We start from the raw sequence: 18,714 nt of genomic DNA, 5'->3' as shown, positions 1-18,714 counted from the left end.
TTAGATGGCCAAGTTCACGTGGGGTTTGCTTCTGGTAATCCCGCTGGTTGCCGGATGCGCCGAAACCCGGCCGCCGCCCAACCTCCATGTGCTGAGTTCATTGCCGCGCGACGCTGCTTCCGGTCCGGGATCGCCCGCCGCCGCGCGCGGTCCTGTCGTCGGAGTCGAGCAGGCCAATATTCCGGAATACCTGGACCGACCGGAAATCGTCGTCCGCACCAGCGCCAATACGCTGGAACTGACCCAGGGCGACCGCTGGGGCCAGCGGCTTCAGGGCGACGTCACACGGGTCGTCGCCGACAACCTGCGCGGACTGCTGCCGAGCGACAACGTCTTCGTCCTGCCGCTGCGCCGGCGCGAAATGGTGGCGATGACGGTCGGGGTCGATATCACGTCGTTCGAGCGCGATGCATCCGGCAACGCCGTGCTGAACGCCTACTGGACGGTCCTGGACGGACAGACCGAGGCGGTGCGGGCGGGGGCTCGCGCGCGCTATGTCGAGCCGGTCGAGGGAGAGGGCGCGGATGCTACGGTAGCGGCGATGACCCGTACCCTGGCTTCCCTCAGCCGCGACATCGCCGCCGGCATCAAGCGGGCGGGGTCGCGGAAGTAGGGCGGCCAGGAAGGGGCCGGGCAGGTTGCCTCACTCCGCCGCTTCCTCCGAGATGCCGGCCATCATCAGGCCCAGCCGGCGTTCGGTCGCCTGACCGGCGGGGATCTCGCCGACGAGGTGGCCGTCGAACATGACGAGGATGCGGTCGCTCAGCGCCAGAATTTCGTCCAACTCCACCGATACCAGCAGGATCGCCTTGCCGGCATCGCGCAACTCCACCAGGCGGCGGTGGATGAACTCGATGGCGCCGATATCGACGCCGCGCGTCGGCTGGCCGATCAGAAGGACGTCGGGGTTCCGCTCGATCTCGCGGGCCAGCACGATCTTCTGCTGGTTGCCGCCGGAGAAGTTGGCGGCGGGCAGGTCCGGCAGGGGCGGGCGAACGTCGTAGCTTTTCATCTGCGCCCGGCAGCGGTTCAGCATCGCGCCGTGGTCCATCAGGATGCGGCCGTTGTAGCGGGAGTCGTCCTGGTAGCCCAATACCGCGCACTCGCTGGCGGAAAACGAGGTGACGAGGCCGACCTTCTGGCGGTCCTCCGGCACATGGGCGATGCCGGCGCGGCGCAGGTCGCGCGGGTTGTAGATGGACCTGCCGCTGATCTTCTCGCCATGGACGCGGACCGATCCGCCCGCGATGGGGAGGATGCCGGCCAGCGCTTCAAGCAATTCCGACTGGCCGTTGCCGGAAACGCCGGCGATGCCGACGATCTCGCCCTCCCGGACGTTCAGGCTGACTTCCTTGACGCGCAGGACGCCGGTGGGGTCCACGACCTTCAGCGCCCGCACGTCGAGCACGACGGCGCCCGGCTCCGCCGGCTTCTTGTCCACCCGCAGCAGCACCTTGCGCCCGACCATCAGTTCGGCAAGCTGTTCGCGGCTGGTGGACGCCGTCTCGACGTTGGCAACCACTTCGCCCCTGCGCATCACGGTGACCGTATCGGTCAGGTCCATGATCTCGCGCAGCTTGTGGGTGATGATGACGATCGTCTTGCCCTGGTTGCGCAGCGCCCGGAGGATGCGAAACAGGTGGTCGGCCTCCTGCGGGGTCAGGACGCCGGTCGGTTCGTCCAGGATCAGGATATCGGCGCCGCGATAGAGCGCCTTGAGGATTTCGACGCGCTGCTGAAGGCCGACGGGCAGGTCGCCGACGACGGCATCGACATCGACGTCCAGCGCGTATTCATGCTCCAGCCGTTCCAGTTCCTTGCGGGCGCGGCCGAGGCCTGGGGCCAGGGTGGCGCCGCCCTCCGCCCCGAGCAGGACGTTTTCGACCACCGTGAAAGTGTCCACCAGCATGAAGTGCTGGTGGACCATGCCGATGCCGACAGCGATGGCGTCGCGCGGCGACCGGATGTCGGTGATCCGGCCATCGACTTCCACGGTGCCGCCGTCGGCGCGCAGATAGCCGTAGACGATGCTCATGATCGTCGATTTGCCGGCGCCGTTCTCGCCGATCACACCATGGATGCTGCCCCGGCGGACGGTCAGGGAGACATCCTTGTTGGCGTGGTTGGCGCCGAACCACTTGTTGACGCCGGTAAGCCTCAGGGCGGGCGGATGGCTCCCGGCCGGCTCGGTGTCCAAGCCGCCTTGCGCGATGCTGTCGGTCATTCCACCCGCTCCCGGTTCACTGCTTGCCAGTTTACTGCTTATAGGGCTGGACCTGGAGTTCGCCCGCGACGATCTTGGCCTTGGCGGCTTCGACCTTTTGCTTCATGTCGTCGGTGACCAGCGACTTGTTGTCGTCGTCGAGCGAGTAGCCGACGCCGTCTTCCTTGAGGCCGAGGACGCGGGAGCCGGCCTGCCAGGAGCCTTCCTTGGCCGACTTCATGCAGTTGTAGACCGCGACGTCGACCCGCTTGATCATGGAGGTCAGGACCGAGCCGGGATGCAGGTGGTTCTGGTTGCTGTCGACGCCGATCGACAGCTTCTTGGCGTCGGCCACCGCCTGGAGGACGCCGATGCCGGTGCCGCCGGCCGCCGCGTAGATCACGTCGGCGCCCCGGTCCATCTGACTCTTCGCCAGTTCGCCGCCACGGGTCGGGTCGCGCCATGCGGCCGGCGTCGTGCCGGTCATGTTCTGGAAGATCTCGGCCTGCGGGTTGGCATGCTTGACGCCCTGCTGGTAGCCGGTCGCGAAGTTGCGGATCAGCGGGATGTCCATGCCGCCGACGAAGCCGACCTTGCCTGTTTTGGACGCCAGAGCCGCCATCATGCCGACCAGGAACGATCCTTCGTGCTCCTTGAAGGTGATGGACTGGACGTTGGGCCGTTCCACGACGCTGTCGATGATGCAGAACTTGGTGTCGGCGAATTCCTGCGAGACCTTTTCCATGGCGCTCGCCTGGGCGAAGCCGACGCCGACGACGACGTTGGCGCCGCGCCGGGCCATGGTGCGGAGCGCCTGCTCGCGCTGGGCTTCCTGAGTGACTTCGAACTCGCGGTACTCGATCCCGCTTTCCTTCTTGAAGCGCTCGGCGCCGGCATAGGCCGCTTCATTGAAGGACTTGTCGAACTTGCCGCCCATGTCGAAGACGATGGCGGGCTGGAAGCTCTGGGCCTGGGCGGTACCAACGGCAGCGCCGCCGGCCATGGCGGCGGTGACGGTACAGACCGTGATGGACAAGGCGTGAAGCAAGCTTTTCATCGTTTCCCATCCGCTCCCTTGATTCTTCGCGCAATTTCATCGCGCAGTCCAAACACGCGCAATCCAAACATAGCGTCGGATTTCAAAAGGTTACAGGGGGAACATGGTTTCTGGGTGTCGGGAATCGTCATCCTTTCGTCATTCGCTTCACAGTCGGATTGTCACCTTCGTGCTCTAATTCTGTTGTCAGATACGTGAGCATTCCATTCCGGCTGAGAGGGGTTCCATGTCCGTTCACCTTGCCGAAGGCTCGACCGTCCCGGACCCGCTTGCCGAGGATCAGGAATATACGTGGCTGGAGGAACTGGCGAATACCGTGACTCACGGCGTCGGCGCAGTGCTGGCGGTCCTGGGGCTGGTTGCGCTGATGGGTCTGGCTGCCGTCAGCGACGACGTCAGGGTCATGATCAGCCTTACCCTCTACGGGGCTACGCTGGTGCTGCTGTATCTGGCATCGACCCTGTACCACGCGATCCGGCACAAGCCGACCAAGCTGATCTTCAAGACTTGCGACCATGCCGCGATCTTCCTGCTGATCGCCGGCACCTATACGCCCTACTGCCTGCTGGTGCTGGACGGCGCCTGGGGCTGGACGCTGTTCGCGGTGGTCTGGAGCATCGCCGCCTTCGGCGTCGTCTTCAAGATCTTCCACACCAACCGCTACGCCCGCCTCTCGCTGATGCTGTATCTCGCCACCGGCTGGGTCGGAGTGCTGGCCATCGGTCCGATCGTCGCGAACATGGAGACGGCGGGGCTCGTGCTGCTGGCGCTGGGCGGGCTGGCCTATACCGGCGGCGTCGCCTTCTTCGTGTGGGAAAGCATGCCGTTCAACCACGCGGTCTGGCATCTCTTCGTGCTGGCCGGCAGCACCTGCCACTTCCTCTCGATTTACTACTATGTCGCCCAGGGGACGATTGCGGCGTGAGACGGCTGGGCGGGAGGCGGGGAGCGCCCTAGATCCCAGGAGCCATGAAACGTCTCCTGCCCTTGCTTCTCCCGATCCTGACCGTGCTGCCGGGCTGCTCGGTCTCTTCAGCGATCAATGCCTTTGTTCCAAGCAGCGGCTACAGGGTCGTACCGGACATTACCTATGGCGAAGGGCAGCGCCGGACGCTGGACGTCTACGTGCCGGACGGCGCCGACGGCGGGACGCCGATGCTGGTCTTCTTCTATGGCGGAAGCTGGGACAGCGGAGAGAAGGAGGCCTACCGCTTCGCCGGCCAAGCCTTCGCGTCCAGGGGCTACGTCACCGCCATACCGGACTATCGCATCTATCCGGAGGTGCGTTTTCCCGACTTTCTGAAGGACGCTTCCGCCGCCGTGGCCTGGGCGGTGACGCATGGCGGCGAGTATGGGGCGGCGCCGGGGCCTGTCTTCTTGGCCGGCCACTCGGCCGGGGCCCATATCGCCGCCATGCTGACGCTCGACCGGCAGTGGCTGGGGGAGGCGGGCCTGTCGCCGTGCGGCGCCATCAGGGCGACGGTAGGGCTGGCGGGGCCTTACGACTTCCTGCCGCTGAAGAGCGAGGTGCTGAAGGAGATCTTCGGCCCGGAGGCGACCCGGCCGCGAAGTCAGCCGATCAACTTCGTGACCGGGACGGCGCCGCCCATGCTGCTCGTCACCGGGGATTCCGACACCACCGTCCGTCCGCGCAACACCGACAATCTCGCGGCGAAGATCAGGGAGCGGGGTGGGGAGGTCGAGGTCATCCATTACGACGGCATCGGCCATACGCCGCTGGTCGGAGCGCTTGCCGCCCCGCTGCGGCGACTGGCGCCCGTGCTCGACGATACCGATGCCTTCCTCCGAGGTCGTCGGCAGCGGGAGCCTTGCCGGTAGGGACAGACGATGATCTGACGTCCGCCGGACTTCGGGGCTTGCCCCAACATGCGCCCGGCGTACAAGATCGGGTCACAGACAGTTGCGGGAGGAAACAATAACCATGATCGCCACAATCGCGATGCCCAAGCTGATGCTGATCGGTGGCGGCTCCATCGCTCAGGTCGTCGAAACGCTGGGCCGGCTGGGAGTCGGGCGGCCACTGGTCGTGACCGATCCCTATATGCGCGACAGCGGTTCGGTATCTAAGCTGACCGACCTGCTGGAAAAGGCGGGCATTCCGTTCGAGGTCTTCGCCGATACCGTGCCGGACCCGACGACCGACGTGGTCTATGCCGGGGCGAAGATCCTGGCCGAAGGCGGCTTCGACGGCATGATAGCGCTGGGCGGCGGATCGCCGATCGACACCGCCAAGGCGATGGGGGTGATTGCAGCCAATCCGGGCAAGATGCGCGACTACAAGGTCCCGAACGTCATCCCGAACATGAGCATGCCGCTGCTCGCCATCCCGACCACGGCTGGGACGGGGTCGGAGGTAACGAAGTTCACCGTCATCACCGACACCGAGACCGACGAGAAGATGCTGATCGCCGGCAACGGCGTGATCCCGCAGGCCGCCATCGTCGATTTCGAGCTGACGCTGAGCTGTCCGTTCCGGCTGACCGCCGATACCGGCATCGATACGCTGACCCACGCGATCGAAGCCTATGTCAGCCGCAAGGCCAACCCGTTCTCGGACTCGATGGCGCTCGCCGCGATGGCCCGGGTTGCAGGCCACCTGCGCAGCGCCTGCTTCGAGCCGGCTAACCGGCAGGCGCGGGAAGAAATGATGCTGGCCGCCAATCAGGCCGGGATCGCCTTCAGCAACGCGTCGGTCGCCCTGGTCCATGGCATGAGCCGGCCGATCGGCGCGCATTTCCACGTGCCGCACGGCCTGTCCAACGCGATGCTGCTGCCGGCGGTGACCGCCTTCTCGCTGCCCAAGGCGACGCGGCGCTATGCCGATTGCGCCCGCGCCATGGGCGTATGCCCGCACGATGCCGATGACGAGACGGCGGGAATGGCGTTGCTGGAAGCGCTGGGCGACCTGAACTCCGACCTGAAGGTGCCGACGCCGAGGGACTACGGCATCGACGAGCGGCGTTTCATGTCGCTGCTGCCGCTGATGGCGCAGCAGGCGCTTGGGTCGGGTTCGCCGGCCAACAATCCGCGCGTGCCGACGGAGGAGGAGATCGTCAGCCTCTACCGGGACGTCTATGCGGGCTGAGGAGGAGTGGAAAGCATGTCCGAGGAAAAGCCGGACTGGCGCGAGCAGGGCGTACGCGTCGTGCGTGGCGACCAGCTCGATAACAACACGCCGCAGACGCCCGGCATGAACCGCGCGGCGGCGATCAACTACGCGCGTGTCGGCGCGCAGAAGCTATGGGCCGGCACGGTCACGATCCATCCCGACGCCAAGACCGGCGCGCATCACCATGGCGAGCTGGAAAGCGTGATCTACGTGGTGCGCGGCCGTGCCCGGATGCGCTGGGGCGAAGCGCTGGAATTTACTGCCGAGGCGGGACCCGGCGACTTCATCTACGTTCCGCCCTTCGTCCCGCACCAGGAAATCAACGCCAGCGCCGACGAGGCGCTGGAATGCGTGCTGGTGCGGAGCGATCAGGAAGCGGTGGTCGTCAACCTGGACATCCCAATGGTCGAACAGCCCGAGACCGTCGCCTGGGTCGATCCGATCCACAAGGGAGCGCATTGAAGAAAAGGGCCGGAAACTCCCGGTTCCCGGCCCTTTTCTACTGACTATGCCCGGCCGTAGGTGTCGGTCAGGCGGACGATGTCGTCCTCGCCCAGGTAGGAGCCGGACTGGACCTCGATCAGGTTCAGCGTCACCTTGCCGGGGTTCTCCAGGCGGTGGACGGCGCCGAGCGGGATGTAGATCGACTCGTTCTCGCGCAGCAGCACCTGATCGGCGTCGCGGGTCACCAGGGCGGTGCCGTTGACGACGACCCAGTGCTCGGCCCGGTGATAGTGCTTCTGGAGCGACAGGGTGGCGCCCGGCTTGACGGTCAGGCGCTTGACCTGGAAGCGCTCGCCTTCGTGCAGGCACTGGTAGAAGCCCCAGGGGCGATGGACCCGGCTGTGGATCTTCGCTTCCGGACGGCCTTCCTTCTTCAGCCGCTCGACCACCTTCTTGATGTCCTGCACCTTGTCGCGGCTGGCGACCAGGATGGCGTCGTCGGTCGCGACCACCACAACGTCGTCCAGCCCGACCACGGCGGTCAGCACGCCTTCGGAGCGGATGTAGCAGTTGTTGGCGTCCTCGGTCATGACGTCGCCGATGGTGACGTTGCCGTCCTCATCCTTGGCGCCAATGTCCCACAGGGCCGACCAAGCGCCGACATCGGTCCAGCCGATGGTCGCCGGAACGACGACCGCAGCGTCGGTGCGTTCCATCACCGCGTAGTCGATCGAGATGCTCGGCGCGCGGCCAAAGGCTTCGGGGTCGAGGCGGAAGAAGTCGAGGTCGCGCGAGCCCTTGGAGATCGCGTCGCGGCAGGCGGCGACGATCGCCGGCTCGAACTTTTCCATCTCGGCCAGCAGCTTGGCGGCGGAGAACAGGAACATGCCGCCGTTCCAGAAATGTCCGCCGGCGGCCAGCATGTCCTGCGCCGTTTCCATCTTCGGCTTCTCGACGAAGGCGTCGACCTGGAACACGCCGCCATGGCCGGTCAGCTCGGCGCCCTGGCGGATATAGCCGTAGCCGGTTTCCGGCTGGGTCGGCGTGATGCCGAAGGTCACGAGGTTGCCGGCGGCAGCCGCACTCGCGGCGGCGTCGATCGCCTTGTGGAAGGCGTCGCCGTCCCGGATGACGTGGTCGGCCGGCAGCAGGAGCAGCAGGGCGTCCGGGTCCTGTTCGGTAATGATCAGAGCCGCGACGGCGGCGGCGGCGGCGGTGTTGCGTCCGACCGGCTCCAGCGCAATGGCGAACGGCGTCACCGCGATCTCGCGCAGCTGTTCCGCGATGACGAAGCGATGCTCGTCGTTGCAGATCACCAGCGGGGCCGCGAAGCGCTGACCGACGACGCGGCGCACCGTGTCCTGGAGCATGGTCCGTTCACCGACCAGCGGCAGAAGCTGCTTAGGGTAGCTCTCGCGCGAAATCGGCCAGAGGCGCGAACCCGACCCACCGGAGAGGAGAACGGGATGAATGGTCTTGGAAGTATTCATTGGAGGCATGATCTCTGCTCGTCCGTTTCTGAGCGACACAATGCAGTAAAAGTCCGCGGATTTCAGCGATTTTTCGGGTAGTCTCCGGGGGCGTTACGGCGTATCGCAAGCTGGTCAAGCCGTTCGATCACCGATTGTACCGGAATGTCCGTCATGGACTCGCCTCCAAACTCCTGAGCTGTAATCACTCCGCCGCGCGTGACCTTCGGTTGGAACTTCTCGGATGGGGTCGGGCCGAACAAAGTGACTAGCGGCGCATCCGCCGCACCGAACATATGGCTGACGCCGCTGTCGTTCGCCAGTGCCGCCGTGAAGCGGCGGGCTAGTGCGATCGTCCGAAGCGGCGTGAAACCATCCCCCCATAGGGCGGTATCCTGTTCGGGGAACAACGCCGAGGGTACGGCTTCGCGGATAGGGGCTAGCCAGTCCAGCTCGTCGGGGCCAAGGATGAAGACGGGCACCCGGCCGCGCTCCGCCTGTGCGACGGCGACCGCGATGAAGCGCTCCAGCGGCCAGCACTTGAAGCGTTTGCCGGCGCCGGGCGCTAGGCCGATATAGTCCGAGCCGGGCGGCAGCGCCGCTTCGGCCTTGGTGGCGAGGTCTTCCGGCAGCCGCAGTTCGGCCTTCGCCACGGGAACGTGTCCGGATGCCAGCGCCAGCAGCTCGTTCAGGCGGTCCACCATGTGGGGCGGGCGGACCCGGCCGGGGGTCGGCTTGCGGTCGGACAGGCGGAAGTTCGCCGCCGGCGAGATGAACAGGCCGTGAGGCAGCCGGCGCAGCGTCAGGGTCCGCCACAGCGTCGTCTGGGTGTCGATGATGACGGAGAAGCGGTCACGCCACGGCAGGGGCAGGATGACGCCGGCGGGGCTTCGGCCGATCCCGCTGTCCTGGCGGAACTCGTCGATCAACCCGTCCATGACGGGCTGGAGCTTGCCGGCGTAGACGGTCCGTCTGGTGGTGATCCAGGTGATCCGCGCCGATGGCCACGCCGCTCGCAGCGCCCGCACGAAGGGCAGCTTGTAGAGCCCGTCGCCGATGATCTCTTCATAGCTGAAGACGGCGACGCTGTCGGGGGATGTCCCGGTCATAATGAGTTTGCTACTGGGCTGTATGGCCGGGCGCGTCAGTAGGCGGCGTAGGATTTTTCCTCGACGATCGCGCTGTCCAGCAGCTCGTTGATCCGGCGCTTGACGGCGGCGCGCTTGTCGTTGGTGACGTAGACGGCGCGGGCGTTCTCGATGAAGGCGGGGCCGAAGTCGCGGGCGCGCTCGAGGTCGCGAATGTCGTCCTCGATCTTCCACAGGCTCTCGTTGATCGTCTTCAACTGCGCGGTCAGGTCGGTCAGGGCGTCGCTCGGCGGGACCTGTTCGGCCAGGACGCGGGCCAGCACGTCGTACTCGTGCGACACGTTGCGCAGCTTGGCCGGGTCGCTGATGTTGGCCTTCTTGATCTCCAGAATCGTCAGTTTGTCGATCAACTCGCCGGGAGCCACTTCGATCAGGATTGCCATCACATCGTTCCTGGTTTGCCGTCAATGTCCATGCCGCTTCCTAGCACAGCGGAAGCGGGCTCGCCAATGCGCGGTGATTCGGTGGGCGCAACCTTGAGATAGAGCCGCCGGGCGGCGGCTTCCACCGCATCGACCGTGATGCCGGTCATCAGGGAGACGCCCGCCTTCATCGCTTCCGGTATCCGCGCTTCCAGCCCCTCGAACGGCTCCGGCGCCTGGACGTAGTCGGAGCGCTCACCCCAGGGGCGGTAATGGTGGGCAGGAGTCGGGCCGAACAGCCCCAGCGTGGGAATGCCTGCGGCGGCCGACAGGTGCATCTGGCCGCCGTCGTTGCCGATATAGAGCGCGCAGCGCTGGAGGCAGGCGGCGGCGGTCAGCAGCGGTGTGTTGCTCATCAGGTCGATCCGGCGGGCCGGATCGACGGCGGCCAGCACCGGTTCCGCCTGGGCGCGTTCGGCGGGGGAGCCGATCACGGCGACTCTGCCGCCGGGCAGGATGCCGCCGGGGCCGGTCAGGCGGACCGCCAGTTCGGCGAAGCGGTCCGACGGCCAGCGCTTATGTTCGTGGGTGGAGCCGGGGCCGAGCGCCAGGACTGGCGGACCGTCGGGGATCAGGTCGGCCGCTGCGGCGCGGTCGGTGTCGCCCGGCCACAGGCGCGGGTCGGGCGGCGGGTCGAGGCGGAGGACGCGGCCGATCTCCTCGACCCGGTGCAGCCGCTTGCCGCGCACCCGCTCGACCCGCCGGACCTGACCGGCCCGGAGCAGGCGGGAGACCGCCGAGTTGCGGAGGTCGATCACGAGGTCCCAGCGGGTGCCGACCGTCATCAGCCACAAGTCCAGCCAATGGCGGTGATGCTTCCGTTTCTCCAGGACGATGACGCGCTCGATATTGGGCGTATGGGCCAGCAGCGGCACGATGATCTTGCCGCAGACCACGGTGATGCGGGCATCGCGGTAGGTCTCGATCAGGTGTGCGAGCAGGCCGCTCGACAGGATGAAATCGCCGATCCGGCTGTTGCCGATGAACAGAATGCGCAATGCGTGCCTCCGGATACCCAATGGCGGACCATAGCCGCCCGGCGGCCTCGCGCCAAGAAGTCACCTTGTCAAAGTGCCGCCTTATCAATACGTGAGGGGTGCCCTTCCCCTAGGCTCCGGCGGAGCGAGTCCCATGTCCATGAACTATGTCACCCTGCCATCGCGCGGAATCCTGGCTATCGACGGCCCCGACCGCGCCACCTTCCTTCAGGGGCTGGTGTCCAACGACGTCACCTTTGCTGGGCCGTCGCGCGCCATCTACGCCGCCTTCCTGACGCCGCAGGGCAAATATCTGCATGACTTCTTCATCGTCGAAATGGGCGGGAAGCTGCTGATCGACTGCGAGGCCGGGCGTCTGGCGGACCTTCAGCGCCGGCTGAAGATGTACAAGCTGCGCTCCAAGGTCGCGCTGGAAGACGTCAGCGCGCAGTATTCGGTTACGGCGGCGTTCGGACCGGGAGCGCTGGAGGCGCTGAACCTGCCGGCCGGCGAGCCGGGGGGTGCGGCGGAACTAGGCGGCGGCGTCGTGTTCGCCGATCCCAGGCTGTCGGCACTGGGCGCCCGCGCCATCCTGCCGCGCGGGACGGAAGCATCCGCCCTGGAGGCGGCTGGCTTCAAGGTGGCCGAGGTTGCCGATTACGACAGGCTGCGGCTTGAAGCGGGCGTGCCGGACGGCAGCCGCGACCTGATCGTGGAGAAGGCCATCCTGCTGGAGAACAACCTGGATGAGCTTAACGCCATCTCCTGGCAGAAGGGCTGCTACATGGGGCAGGAACTGACGGCCCGGACCCGCTATCGCGGGCTGGTGCGAAAGCGCCTGTTCCCGGTGATCGTGGAAGGCACCCTGCCGGCGCCGGGTACCACCGTGATGCTGGGCGACAAGGAAGCGGGGGAGATGCGGTCGGGCAGCGGCGACAGAGCGTTGGCCCTGCTGCGGCTGGAGGAGATCGAGCGGGCGCAAGCCGAAGGGCTTCCGTTGCTGGCCGGCGACGCCAAGCTTACGCCGGTCAAACCCAGCTGGGTCAATTTCTGATTTTTGACCTGAAAGGGCGCAATCATTGCCCTTTGGGCGTGTTGAAAGGAGGCATGGACGCCAGCGAGGCGTCTAGGGTGAGATATCAAGGAGCTATTCAATGCGTAAGGAACTGATCGGCGCCGCCTCGGCCTTGGCCCTGATGACGGGCGCCGCGTTCGCGCAGGGTACTTCCGCGACCGATCCGACGACCAGCAACCCCGCGACGGCGCCCTCGGCGATGGAAAGCGCCCCGGCTCCGGCCAATTCGCCGGTGGTCAGCGAAGGCGGCGCCACGGGCTCGGCGGCCAGCGCCGCCAGCGTCGAGGGGCTGATGGGCAAGAACGTGGTCGGCAGCGATGGCGGGAAGCTCGGCTCGGTCGAGGACGTGATCGTCGATCCGGCTTCGGGCGAGGCGAAGCAACTGGTGATCTCCAGCGGCGGCTTCCTGGGTGTCGGCGCCAAGCAGATCGCTGTCGACTTCTCCCAGGCGCAGGTCGCCATGGACGAGGACGGCGACGATCCTGAGATCAAGCTCAGCGGCATCACCCAGGCCGACGTGGAAGGCATGCCGGAGTTCGAGTACAGCGACACCATGACCTCACTGTCCCGAGGCACCGACACGGGTGCTACGGGAGGGACGTCCGGGACTATGACCCGGCCGAGCGGCGGCACGGGCGCTACCGGAGCGCAGTAACCCTCGCGTAGCGGGTCATCAAGAGCCAGGACGTTCCAGGGGACCGACAAACCCTGCGTGCGTTCCTGGGAGCCCCCGAGGCATCGTCTCGGGGGTTTTCTCTTGGCCCACGTTACAGCAGCCGCTGCGAAACCGCGCGGAGCTGGCCGAAGGGGGGAGCGCCGGGAGGCAGGGCGAGCGGGCCGGCGCGACGGATGCCTTCGCGGCCGAAGCGTTCGCGGACCGATTCGGTCAGCCAAGTTTCGGCCTGCGCGTGGCGCTGGGTGGCGAGGCGGCCGGTGGCGGTGAGCCAGACGGCGTGCTGGTCCAGCGCTTCGATCAGGTCCGCGACACCTTGCCGCTGCTGGACCGAGAGGCTGAGGACAGGGATGATCCAGTCGCCGCGCGCCGCCTCGGCAAGGCTGAGGGCGCCCTTGACGTCGGCGCGGGCGCGTTGCGCAGCACTGCCAAGGTCGCTTTTCGTCACGACGACGATGTCGGGGATCTCGACGATGCCGGCCTTCATGAACTGAAGGCTGTCGCCCGAGCCGGGCTGAACGCAGAAGACGATGGTGTCAGCCGTACCGGCTATGTCGGTTTCGGACTGGCCGACGCCGACCGTCTCGATCAGGACGATGTCGTAGACCGCCCGCATCAGGACCATCGCGGCGACCGTCAAACCGGCCAGACCGCCCAGCCGGTCGCGCGCCGCCATGGAACGGACGAAGCAGCCGGCGTCTTCCGGGTCGGTGGCGAGGCGGGTGCGGTCGCCCAGCAAGGCGCCACCACTTCTGCGGGAAGATGGATCGACGGCGATGCAGCCGACGGTTTTGTCGGCCTGCCGGAACGAGGATATCAGCGCGCCGGTCAGGGTCGATTTGCCGACGCCGGGAGGGCCGGTCAGGCCGATCACCCGGGCGATCGGGTCGGAATAGGCGGCGTCGAGCAGGCCGGCGGTGGCGGTGCTGTCGGGATCGCGCTCGATCCCGGCCAGCGCCGCCGCCAGGGCCGCCTTTTCTCCGCGCGCCAGCGACGCGCGGAGTTGGGTCAGGTCCACCGAAGCGTCCTCAGTCCCGGTTCGTCTGCTCGGTCGACAGCGCTGCCTGCGCCGCGGCCAGACGGGCGATCGGAACGCGGTAGGGCGAGCACGAGACGTAGTCGAGGCCGACGGTCTCGCAGAAGTGGACCGAGGCCGGGTCGCCGCCATGCTCGCCGCAGATGCCGAGCTTGATGTCGGGACGCGTGGCGCGGCCCCGCTCGGCGGCGATCTTGACCAGTTCGCCAACCCCGATGACGTCGATGGTCACGAACGGGTCGTGCTCCAGAATGCCGGTCCGCTGGTAGTCCGGCAGGAAACTGCCGGCATCGTCGCGGCTGATGCCGAAGGTGGTCTGCGTCAGGTCGTTGGTGCCGAAGCTGAAGAACTCGGCCGTTTCGGCGATCTCACCGGCTTGCAGGCAAGCGCGCGGCAGTTCGATCATGGTACCGACCAGGTATTCGAGCTTGCGGCCGCTGCTGGTCATGACCTCGCCGGCGACCTTGTCGATCACGGCCTTGAGGATGTCGAACTCCTTCTTGGTGCCGATCAGCGGGATCATGATCTCGGGGATCACGGTCTCGCCCGACTCCTTGAAGACCTCGACGGCGGCTTCGAAGATCGAGCGCGCCTGCATCTCGTAGATCTCCGGGAAGGAGATGCCGAGACGGCAGCCGCGATGGCCGAGCATCGGGTTGGATTCGTGAAGCTGGCCGGCGCGGTGGCGCACCTTCAGGATATCGGTGCCCGCCGCCTTGGCGACCTCTTCCATCTCCGCGTCGGAGTTCGGCAGGAACTCGTGCAGCGGCGGGTCGAGCAGGCGGATGGTGACCGGCAGGCCCTTCATGATCGTGAAGAGCTCGACGAAGTCCTTGCGCTGCATCGGCTCGATCTTGGCGAGCGCCGCGCGGCGGCCCTGCTCGGTCTCCGCCAGGATCATCTCGCGAACGGCGACGATGCGGTCGGCGTCGAAGAACATGTGCTCGGTGCGCGACAGGCCGATGCCTTCGGCCCCGAACTTGACGGCGGTGCGGGCGTCCAGCGGAGTTTCCGCGTTGGTCCGGACCTTCATGCGGCGGATCTCGTCGGCCCAGCCCATCAGGGTGGCGAAATCGCCCGACAGTTCCGGCTGGATCGTCGGCACGGCGCCCAGCATCACCTCACCGGTCGATCCGTCGATCGTGACCAGATCGCCGGCCTTGATCGTGACGCCGCGAACGGTGACGGTCTGGCCCTTGTAGTCGACGCGCAGGTCACCGGCGCCGGCGACGCAGGCCCGGCCCATGCCGCGCGCGACCACGGCGGCGTGGCTGGTCATGCCGCCACGGGTGGTCAGGATGCCACGGGCGGCGTGCATGCCGTGGATGTCTTCGGGGCTGGTCTCGATCCGGCACAGGATGACGGACTCGCCAAGCTGGGCCTGCGTCTCCGCCTCGTCGGCGCTGAACACCAGCTTGCCCGACGCGGCGCCGGGAGAGGCCGGCAGACCGCGCGCGATGACGGTGCGCTGGGCCTTGGGGTCGAGCGTCGGGTGCAGGAGCTGGTCGAGCGAAGCGGGGTCGATCCGCTGGATCGCCTGTTTGCGGTCGATCACGCCTTCGGCGGCCAGATCGACCGAGATCTTCAGGGCGGCGGCGGCGGTGCGCTTGCCGGTCCGCGTCTGGAGCATGTAGAGCTTGTTCTGCTGGACCGTGAACTCGATGTCCTGCATGTCGCGGTAGTGGCCTTCCAGCCGCAGACGCACCGCGTCGAGCTGGTGGAAGACTTCCGGCATGACCTCTTCCATCGACGGCAGGTCGGATTTGTTGGCCTGCTTGCCGGCGATGGTCAGGTGCTGCGGAGTGCGGATGCCGGCGACGACGTCCTCGCCCTGGGCATTGACCAGATATTCGCCGTAGAAGGCGTTTTCGCCGGTCGAGGGGTTGCGGGTGAAGGCGACGCCGGTGGCGCAGTCCTCGCCCATGTTGCCGAACACCATGGCCTGGATGTTGACGGCGGTGCCCCATTCGGCCGGGATGTCGTGCAGGCGGCGATAGGTGATCGCGCGCTGGTTCATCCAGGAGCTGAACACGGCACCGACGGCGCCCCAGAGCTGTTCGTGGACGTCCTGCGGGAAGGGACGGCCAAGCTCGTGCTCGACCACCTGCTTGTAGCCCTCGATCACGGCCTGCCAATCGGCGGCGACCAGTTGGGTATCGAGGGTGATGTCGCGGTCGCGCTTGACGTTTTCGAGGATGTCCTCAAAGTGGTGATGCTCGACGCCGAGTACGACGTTGCCGTACATCTGGATGAAGCGGCGGTAGCTGTCATAGGCGAACCGCGCGTCGCCGCTGCGCCGGACCAGACCTTCTACCGTGACGTCGGTCAAGCCGAGGTTGAGGACGGTGTCCATCATGCCGGGCATTGAGGCGCGGGCGCCCGAGCGGACCGAGACCAGCAGCGGGTTTTCCGGATCGCCGAAACCGGCGCCGATGCTCTTCTCGACGGCGGCCAGTGCGGTGGTGACCTGTTCCTTCAGGTCGGACGGGTAGGTCCGGTTGTTCTTGTAGTAATAGGTGCAGACTTCGGTCGTGATCGTGAAGCCGGGCGGCACGGGCAGGCCCAGATTGCTCATCTCCGCAAGGTTAGCGCCTTTGCCACCGAGCAGGTTCTTCATTTCCGCCCGGCCTTCGGCCTTGCCGTCGCCAAAGCTGTAGACCCAGCGGGTAGTGACCTGATTGCCCATGGTTATCCCCGGTAACTCCTGTGATGAACTCTTAACACTGGCACGACCCTGGTTAAATCAGCGGTAATGCCGGCGCCTCCCCTATACCGCCCGGACCGGGCGGGTCGTCCATGTCCCGAATACGCGCCGAGACGGTGGACACGGCCCATTGGGCGCATCCTGCCGTTCGTAGCGCGGCGTCAGGAAACGTTTTGAACGGCATCCCGGTTTCACCCGCGACATCAGGCCGCGCCCGTTTGCCGTCAAGCGTCATGGTCGCCGCTCTTAGCGATCTATCCCTCAATTCTGGAGAAGTCCGCAATGCGATTCAAGGTCGCGGGTATCTGACTGAGAAGACGCAGGCGGTTTACACGTAATGGGGGCTGATCGGCATTGACCGTTACTTTGTCGAAGAAAGCATCCACCGGTGCGCGCAGTGCCGCCAGTGCTCCCATGCACCCTGCGAAATCTTCAGCCGCCAGAAGCGGTACTGCGTTCTTTTCCGCTGCCGCCAACGACTTAAACAACGTCTCTTCCTCGGCCAGTTCCAGCAAGCCCGCTTCCGGAGCATCGCCGTAGGTACGGCCGTCCTTCTTTTCCTCTATCCGGACGATGTTGCTGGCGCGACGGTATGCCACCAGAAGGTTGGCGCCGTCGTCGCTGCCGAGGAAACCCTGAAGCGCCTCGACACGGGCGAGCAACCGGACCAGATCGTCCTCTCCACCCTCCCGGGAGCCGGGCGCGAAGACGGCGTCAACCAGATCGTGGCGGACGCCCCGGTCGCGCAGCACTACCTTGAGGCGGTCGGCGAAGAAGTCGAGCAGCTGGCCGCCGACATCGTAAGCCGGGATCAGCTTGTCGGCGCCTTGGAGCTTGTGCGCCAGGGCGAAGACCTTGGTCAGTTCCAGCCGCAGGCCGTTTTCCACGATCAGCCGGATCACGCCCAATGCCGCGCGGCGCAGCGCATAGGGGTCCTTGGAACCCGTCGGCTTCTCGTCGATCGCGAAGAACCCGACGAGGGTATCCAGCTTGTCGGCCAGGGCCACAGCGACGCTGACCGGCGCCGTCGGGCAGCGGTCAGTCGGGCCGAGCGGCTTGTAATGTTCCGCGATGGCGTCGGCGACCGGAGCGCCCAGGCCTTCGCCCAGCGCATAGTAGCGGCCCATGACGCCCTGAAGCTCCGGGAACTCCCCGACCATGCCGGTGACGAGGTCGGCCTTGGCGAGCCGGGCCGCCAGCCGCGCCTGATCGGCATCGGCGCCGGGGATGAAGGCCGCCAGTTCGGCGGCCAGCGTTTCCATCCGGGAAACCTTCTCGGCAACGGTGCCGAGGCGGGCGTGGAAGGTTACCGCGTCGAGCGACGGGACGCGTTCCTCCAGCTTCACCTTGCGGTCCTGGTCCCAGAAGAACTTGGCGTCCGACAGGCGGGCGCGCAGGACGCGTTCGTTGCCGGCGATGACGGCGGCGCCGCCGTCCGAGGTGGTGGTATTGGCGACCACGACGAAGCGGGGAGCCAGCTTGCCGGTGGCATCCGTCGTCGCGAAGTATTTCTGATGCGTCCGCATCGAGGTGGTCAGCACCTCCGGCGGGACGTCCATGAACTGCTGGTCGATGGCGCCGCTCAGCACGACCGGCCATTCGACGAGGCCGGTGACCTCGTCCAGCAACCCTTCGTCGGGGGCGACGACGAGACCGTGGCTGCCGGCGACCTCGGCCGCATCGGCGGCGATCTTGGCGCGGCGTTCGTCGCGGGACAGGACGACGTGGGCATCCCGCAGACCGTCGCGGTACGCGTCGAAGTTGCCGGCCGGGATGACGGAGTCGGGCGAGAGAAAACGATGCCCCCGCGTCCTGTCGGTAAATGTCATCATTCCGACTTTTCCGCCGAGGTCGAACGAGCCTTCCAGCAACTTCCCGTCGAAGACGGCAAGGATGTGATGGATCGGCCGGACCCAGCGGAAGGCGCCGGTGGCCCAGCGCATGCTCTTGGGCCAGGGGAACTCGCGAATCGTCTCGTTGATCAGGCCGGGCAGAACCTCGGCGGTATCGCGGCCGGGCTTCTCGGTCACGGCGAACCAGAAGACGCCCTTGCCGGTGTCGCGCTGTTCGCACTGGTCCAGGCTGGCAAGGCCGGCGCCGCGCAGGAATCCGGCGACCGCCTGCTCGGGCGAGCCGGCGCGCGGGCCTTTGCGTTCCTCTTTCACATCCGCCGTGCGGGCGGCTAGGCCTTCGACCACCAGCGCCAGACGGCGGGGCGTGGAGTGGGCTTGGGACGATCCGATCTCAAGCCCGGCCGCCGCCAGCTTGGTGGTGATCAGGCGCTGGAGATCCTCGGCCGCACGGGCTTGCATGCGTGCCGGAATATCTTCGGAGAACAGTTCGATAAGAAGCTGGGGCATGATATCCGGCGGTTCG

Annotated in this window: 16 protein-coding genes; 7 read left to right on the top strand and 9 right to left on the bottom strand. The window is 66.5% G+C overall.

Going from position 1 to position 18,714, the window contains the following annotated elements; translation table 11 throughout:
* Window positions 1-4: 4 nt before the first annotated feature.
* Window positions 5-613 (top strand): PqiC family protein, encoded by a 609-nt coding sequence (locus tag N826_RS21620; protein ID WP_044432242.1) that lies wholly within the window; start codon window positions 5-7, stop codon window positions 611-613.
* A 30-nt stretch (window positions 614-643) separates the two neighbouring features.
* Here N826_RS21620 and N826_RS21615 read toward each other — a convergent pair whose 3' ends face one another.
* Complete coding sequence (locus N826_RS21615) at window positions 644-2,224, bottom strand: ABC transporter ATP-binding protein (RefSeq protein ID WP_044432240.1); 1,581 nt, start codon at window positions 2,222-2,224, stop codon at window positions 644-646.
* 31 nt (window positions 2,225-2,255) lie between these two features.
* On the bottom strand, window positions 2,256-3,260 hold the full coding sequence (locus N826_RS21610; RefSeq protein ID WP_044432238.1) for a BMP family lipoprotein: 1,005 nt from the start codon (window positions 3,258-3,260) through the stop codon (window positions 2,256-2,258).
* Between the two features lie 226 nt (window positions 3,261-3,486).
* On the opposite strand from N826_RS21610, the gene trhA reads away from it, so the two are divergent.
* From trhA to N826_RS21590, 4 genes are all read left to right on the top strand, one after another.
* Window positions 3,487-4,185: a PAQR family membrane homeostasis protein TrhA gene (gene trhA / locus N826_RS21605; protein ID WP_044432237.1), complete on the top strand. Its 699-nt coding sequence runs from the start codon at window positions 3,487-3,489 to the stop codon at window positions 4,183-4,185.
* A gap of 44 nt (window positions 4,186-4,229) precedes the next feature.
* The gene (locus N826_RS21600; protein WP_044432235.1) at window positions 4,230-5,099 is read left to right on the top strand and encodes an alpha/beta hydrolase; all 870 of its coding nucleotides are present in this window, start codon (window positions 4,230-4,232) and stop codon (window positions 5,097-5,099) included.
* 103 nt (window positions 5,100-5,202) lie between these two features.
* A complete protein-coding gene (locus N826_RS21595) occupies window positions 5,203-6,366 on the top strand; it encodes an iron-containing alcohol dehydrogenase (RefSeq protein ID WP_044432234.1) in 1,164 nt (387 codons plus the stop codon).
* A 15-nt stretch (window positions 6,367-6,381) separates the two neighbouring features.
* Window positions 6,382-6,852 (top strand): cupin domain-containing protein, encoded by a 471-nt coding sequence (locus tag N826_RS21590; protein ID WP_044432232.1) that lies wholly within the window; start codon window positions 6,382-6,384, stop codon window positions 6,850-6,852.
* Between the two features lie 44 nt (window positions 6,853-6,896).
* Here the strand turns inward: N826_RS21590 and N826_RS21585 are convergent, their stop codons facing one another.
* From N826_RS21585 to N826_RS21570, 4 genes are read right to left on the bottom strand one after another with little or no spacing between them, the layout of a single operon-like run.
* The gene (locus tag N826_RS21585) at window positions 6,897-8,333 is read right to left on the bottom strand and encodes a mannose-1-phosphate guanylyltransferase/mannose-6-phosphate isomerase (protein WP_044432231.1); all 1,437 of its coding nucleotides are present in this window, start codon (window positions 8,331-8,333) and stop codon (window positions 6,897-6,899) included.
* A gap of 53 nt (window positions 8,334-8,386) precedes the next feature.
* Window positions 8,387-9,412, bottom strand: a complete 1,026-nt coding sequence (locus tag N826_RS21580; protein WP_044432230.1) for a glycosyltransferase family 9 protein — start codon at window positions 9,410-9,412, stop codon at window positions 8,387-8,389.
* Window positions 9,413-9,447: 35 nt separating this feature from the next.
* The gene (locus N826_RS21575; RefSeq protein WP_044432229.1) at window positions 9,448-9,834 is read right to left on the bottom strand and encodes a DUF6165 family protein; all 387 of its coding nucleotides are present in this window, start codon (window positions 9,832-9,834) and stop codon (window positions 9,448-9,450) included.
* Window positions 9,834-10,871, bottom strand: a complete 1,038-nt coding sequence (locus N826_RS21570) for a glycosyltransferase family 9 protein (protein WP_063772295.1) — start codon at window positions 10,869-10,871, stop codon at window positions 9,834-9,836. Before N826_RS21570 ends, N826_RS21575 begins: the two co-directional genes overlap by 1 nt.
* A gap of 133 nt (window positions 10,872-11,004) precedes the next feature.
* Here N826_RS21570 and ygfZ point away from each other — a divergent pair, with 133 nt between their 5' ends.
* A complete protein-coding gene (gene ygfZ, locus N826_RS21565) occupies window positions 11,005-11,904 on the top strand; it encodes a CAF17-like 4Fe-4S cluster assembly/insertion protein YgfZ (RefSeq protein ID WP_044432227.1) in 900 nt (299 codons plus the stop codon).
* 100 nt (window positions 11,905-12,004) lie between these two features.
* The gene (locus tag N826_RS21560; protein ID WP_044432225.1) at window positions 12,005-12,580 is read left to right on the top strand and encodes a PRC-barrel domain-containing protein; all 576 of its coding nucleotides are present in this window, start codon (window positions 12,005-12,007) and stop codon (window positions 12,578-12,580) included.
* Window positions 12,581-12,692: 112 nt separating this feature from the next.
* On the opposite strand, the gene N826_RS21555 is transcribed toward N826_RS21560, so the two are convergent.
* The 3 genes from N826_RS21555 to glyS form a co-directional block, all read right to left on the bottom strand.
* Entirely contained in the window at window positions 12,693-13,616 is a 924-nt protein-coding gene (locus N826_RS21555) for an ArgK/MeaB family GTPase (protein WP_044432224.1), read from the bottom strand.
* 10 nt (window positions 13,617-13,626) lie between these two features.
* On the bottom strand, window positions 13,627-16,320 hold the full coding sequence (gene ppdK / locus N826_RS21550) for a pyruvate, phosphate dikinase (protein ID WP_044432222.1): 2,694 nt from the start codon (window positions 16,318-16,320) through the stop codon (window positions 13,627-13,629).
* A 272-nt stretch (window positions 16,321-16,592) separates the two neighbouring features.
* Window positions 16,593-18,698 carry a glycine--tRNA ligase subunit beta gene (glyS, locus tag N826_RS21545; protein WP_044432345.1) on the bottom strand — a complete coding sequence of 702 codons (2,106 nt, stop codon included), beginning with the start codon at window positions 18,696-18,698 and terminating at the stop codon, window positions 16,593-16,595.
* Window positions 18,699-18,714 lie beyond the last annotated feature (16 nt).

The organism is Skermanella aerolata KACC 11604, assembly GCF_000936425.1.
GTDB lineage: Bacteria > Pseudomonadota > Alphaproteobacteria > Azospirillales > Azospirillaceae > Skermanella > Skermanella aerolata.
This window is presented reverse-complemented; position numbering and strand designations above follow the sequence as displayed.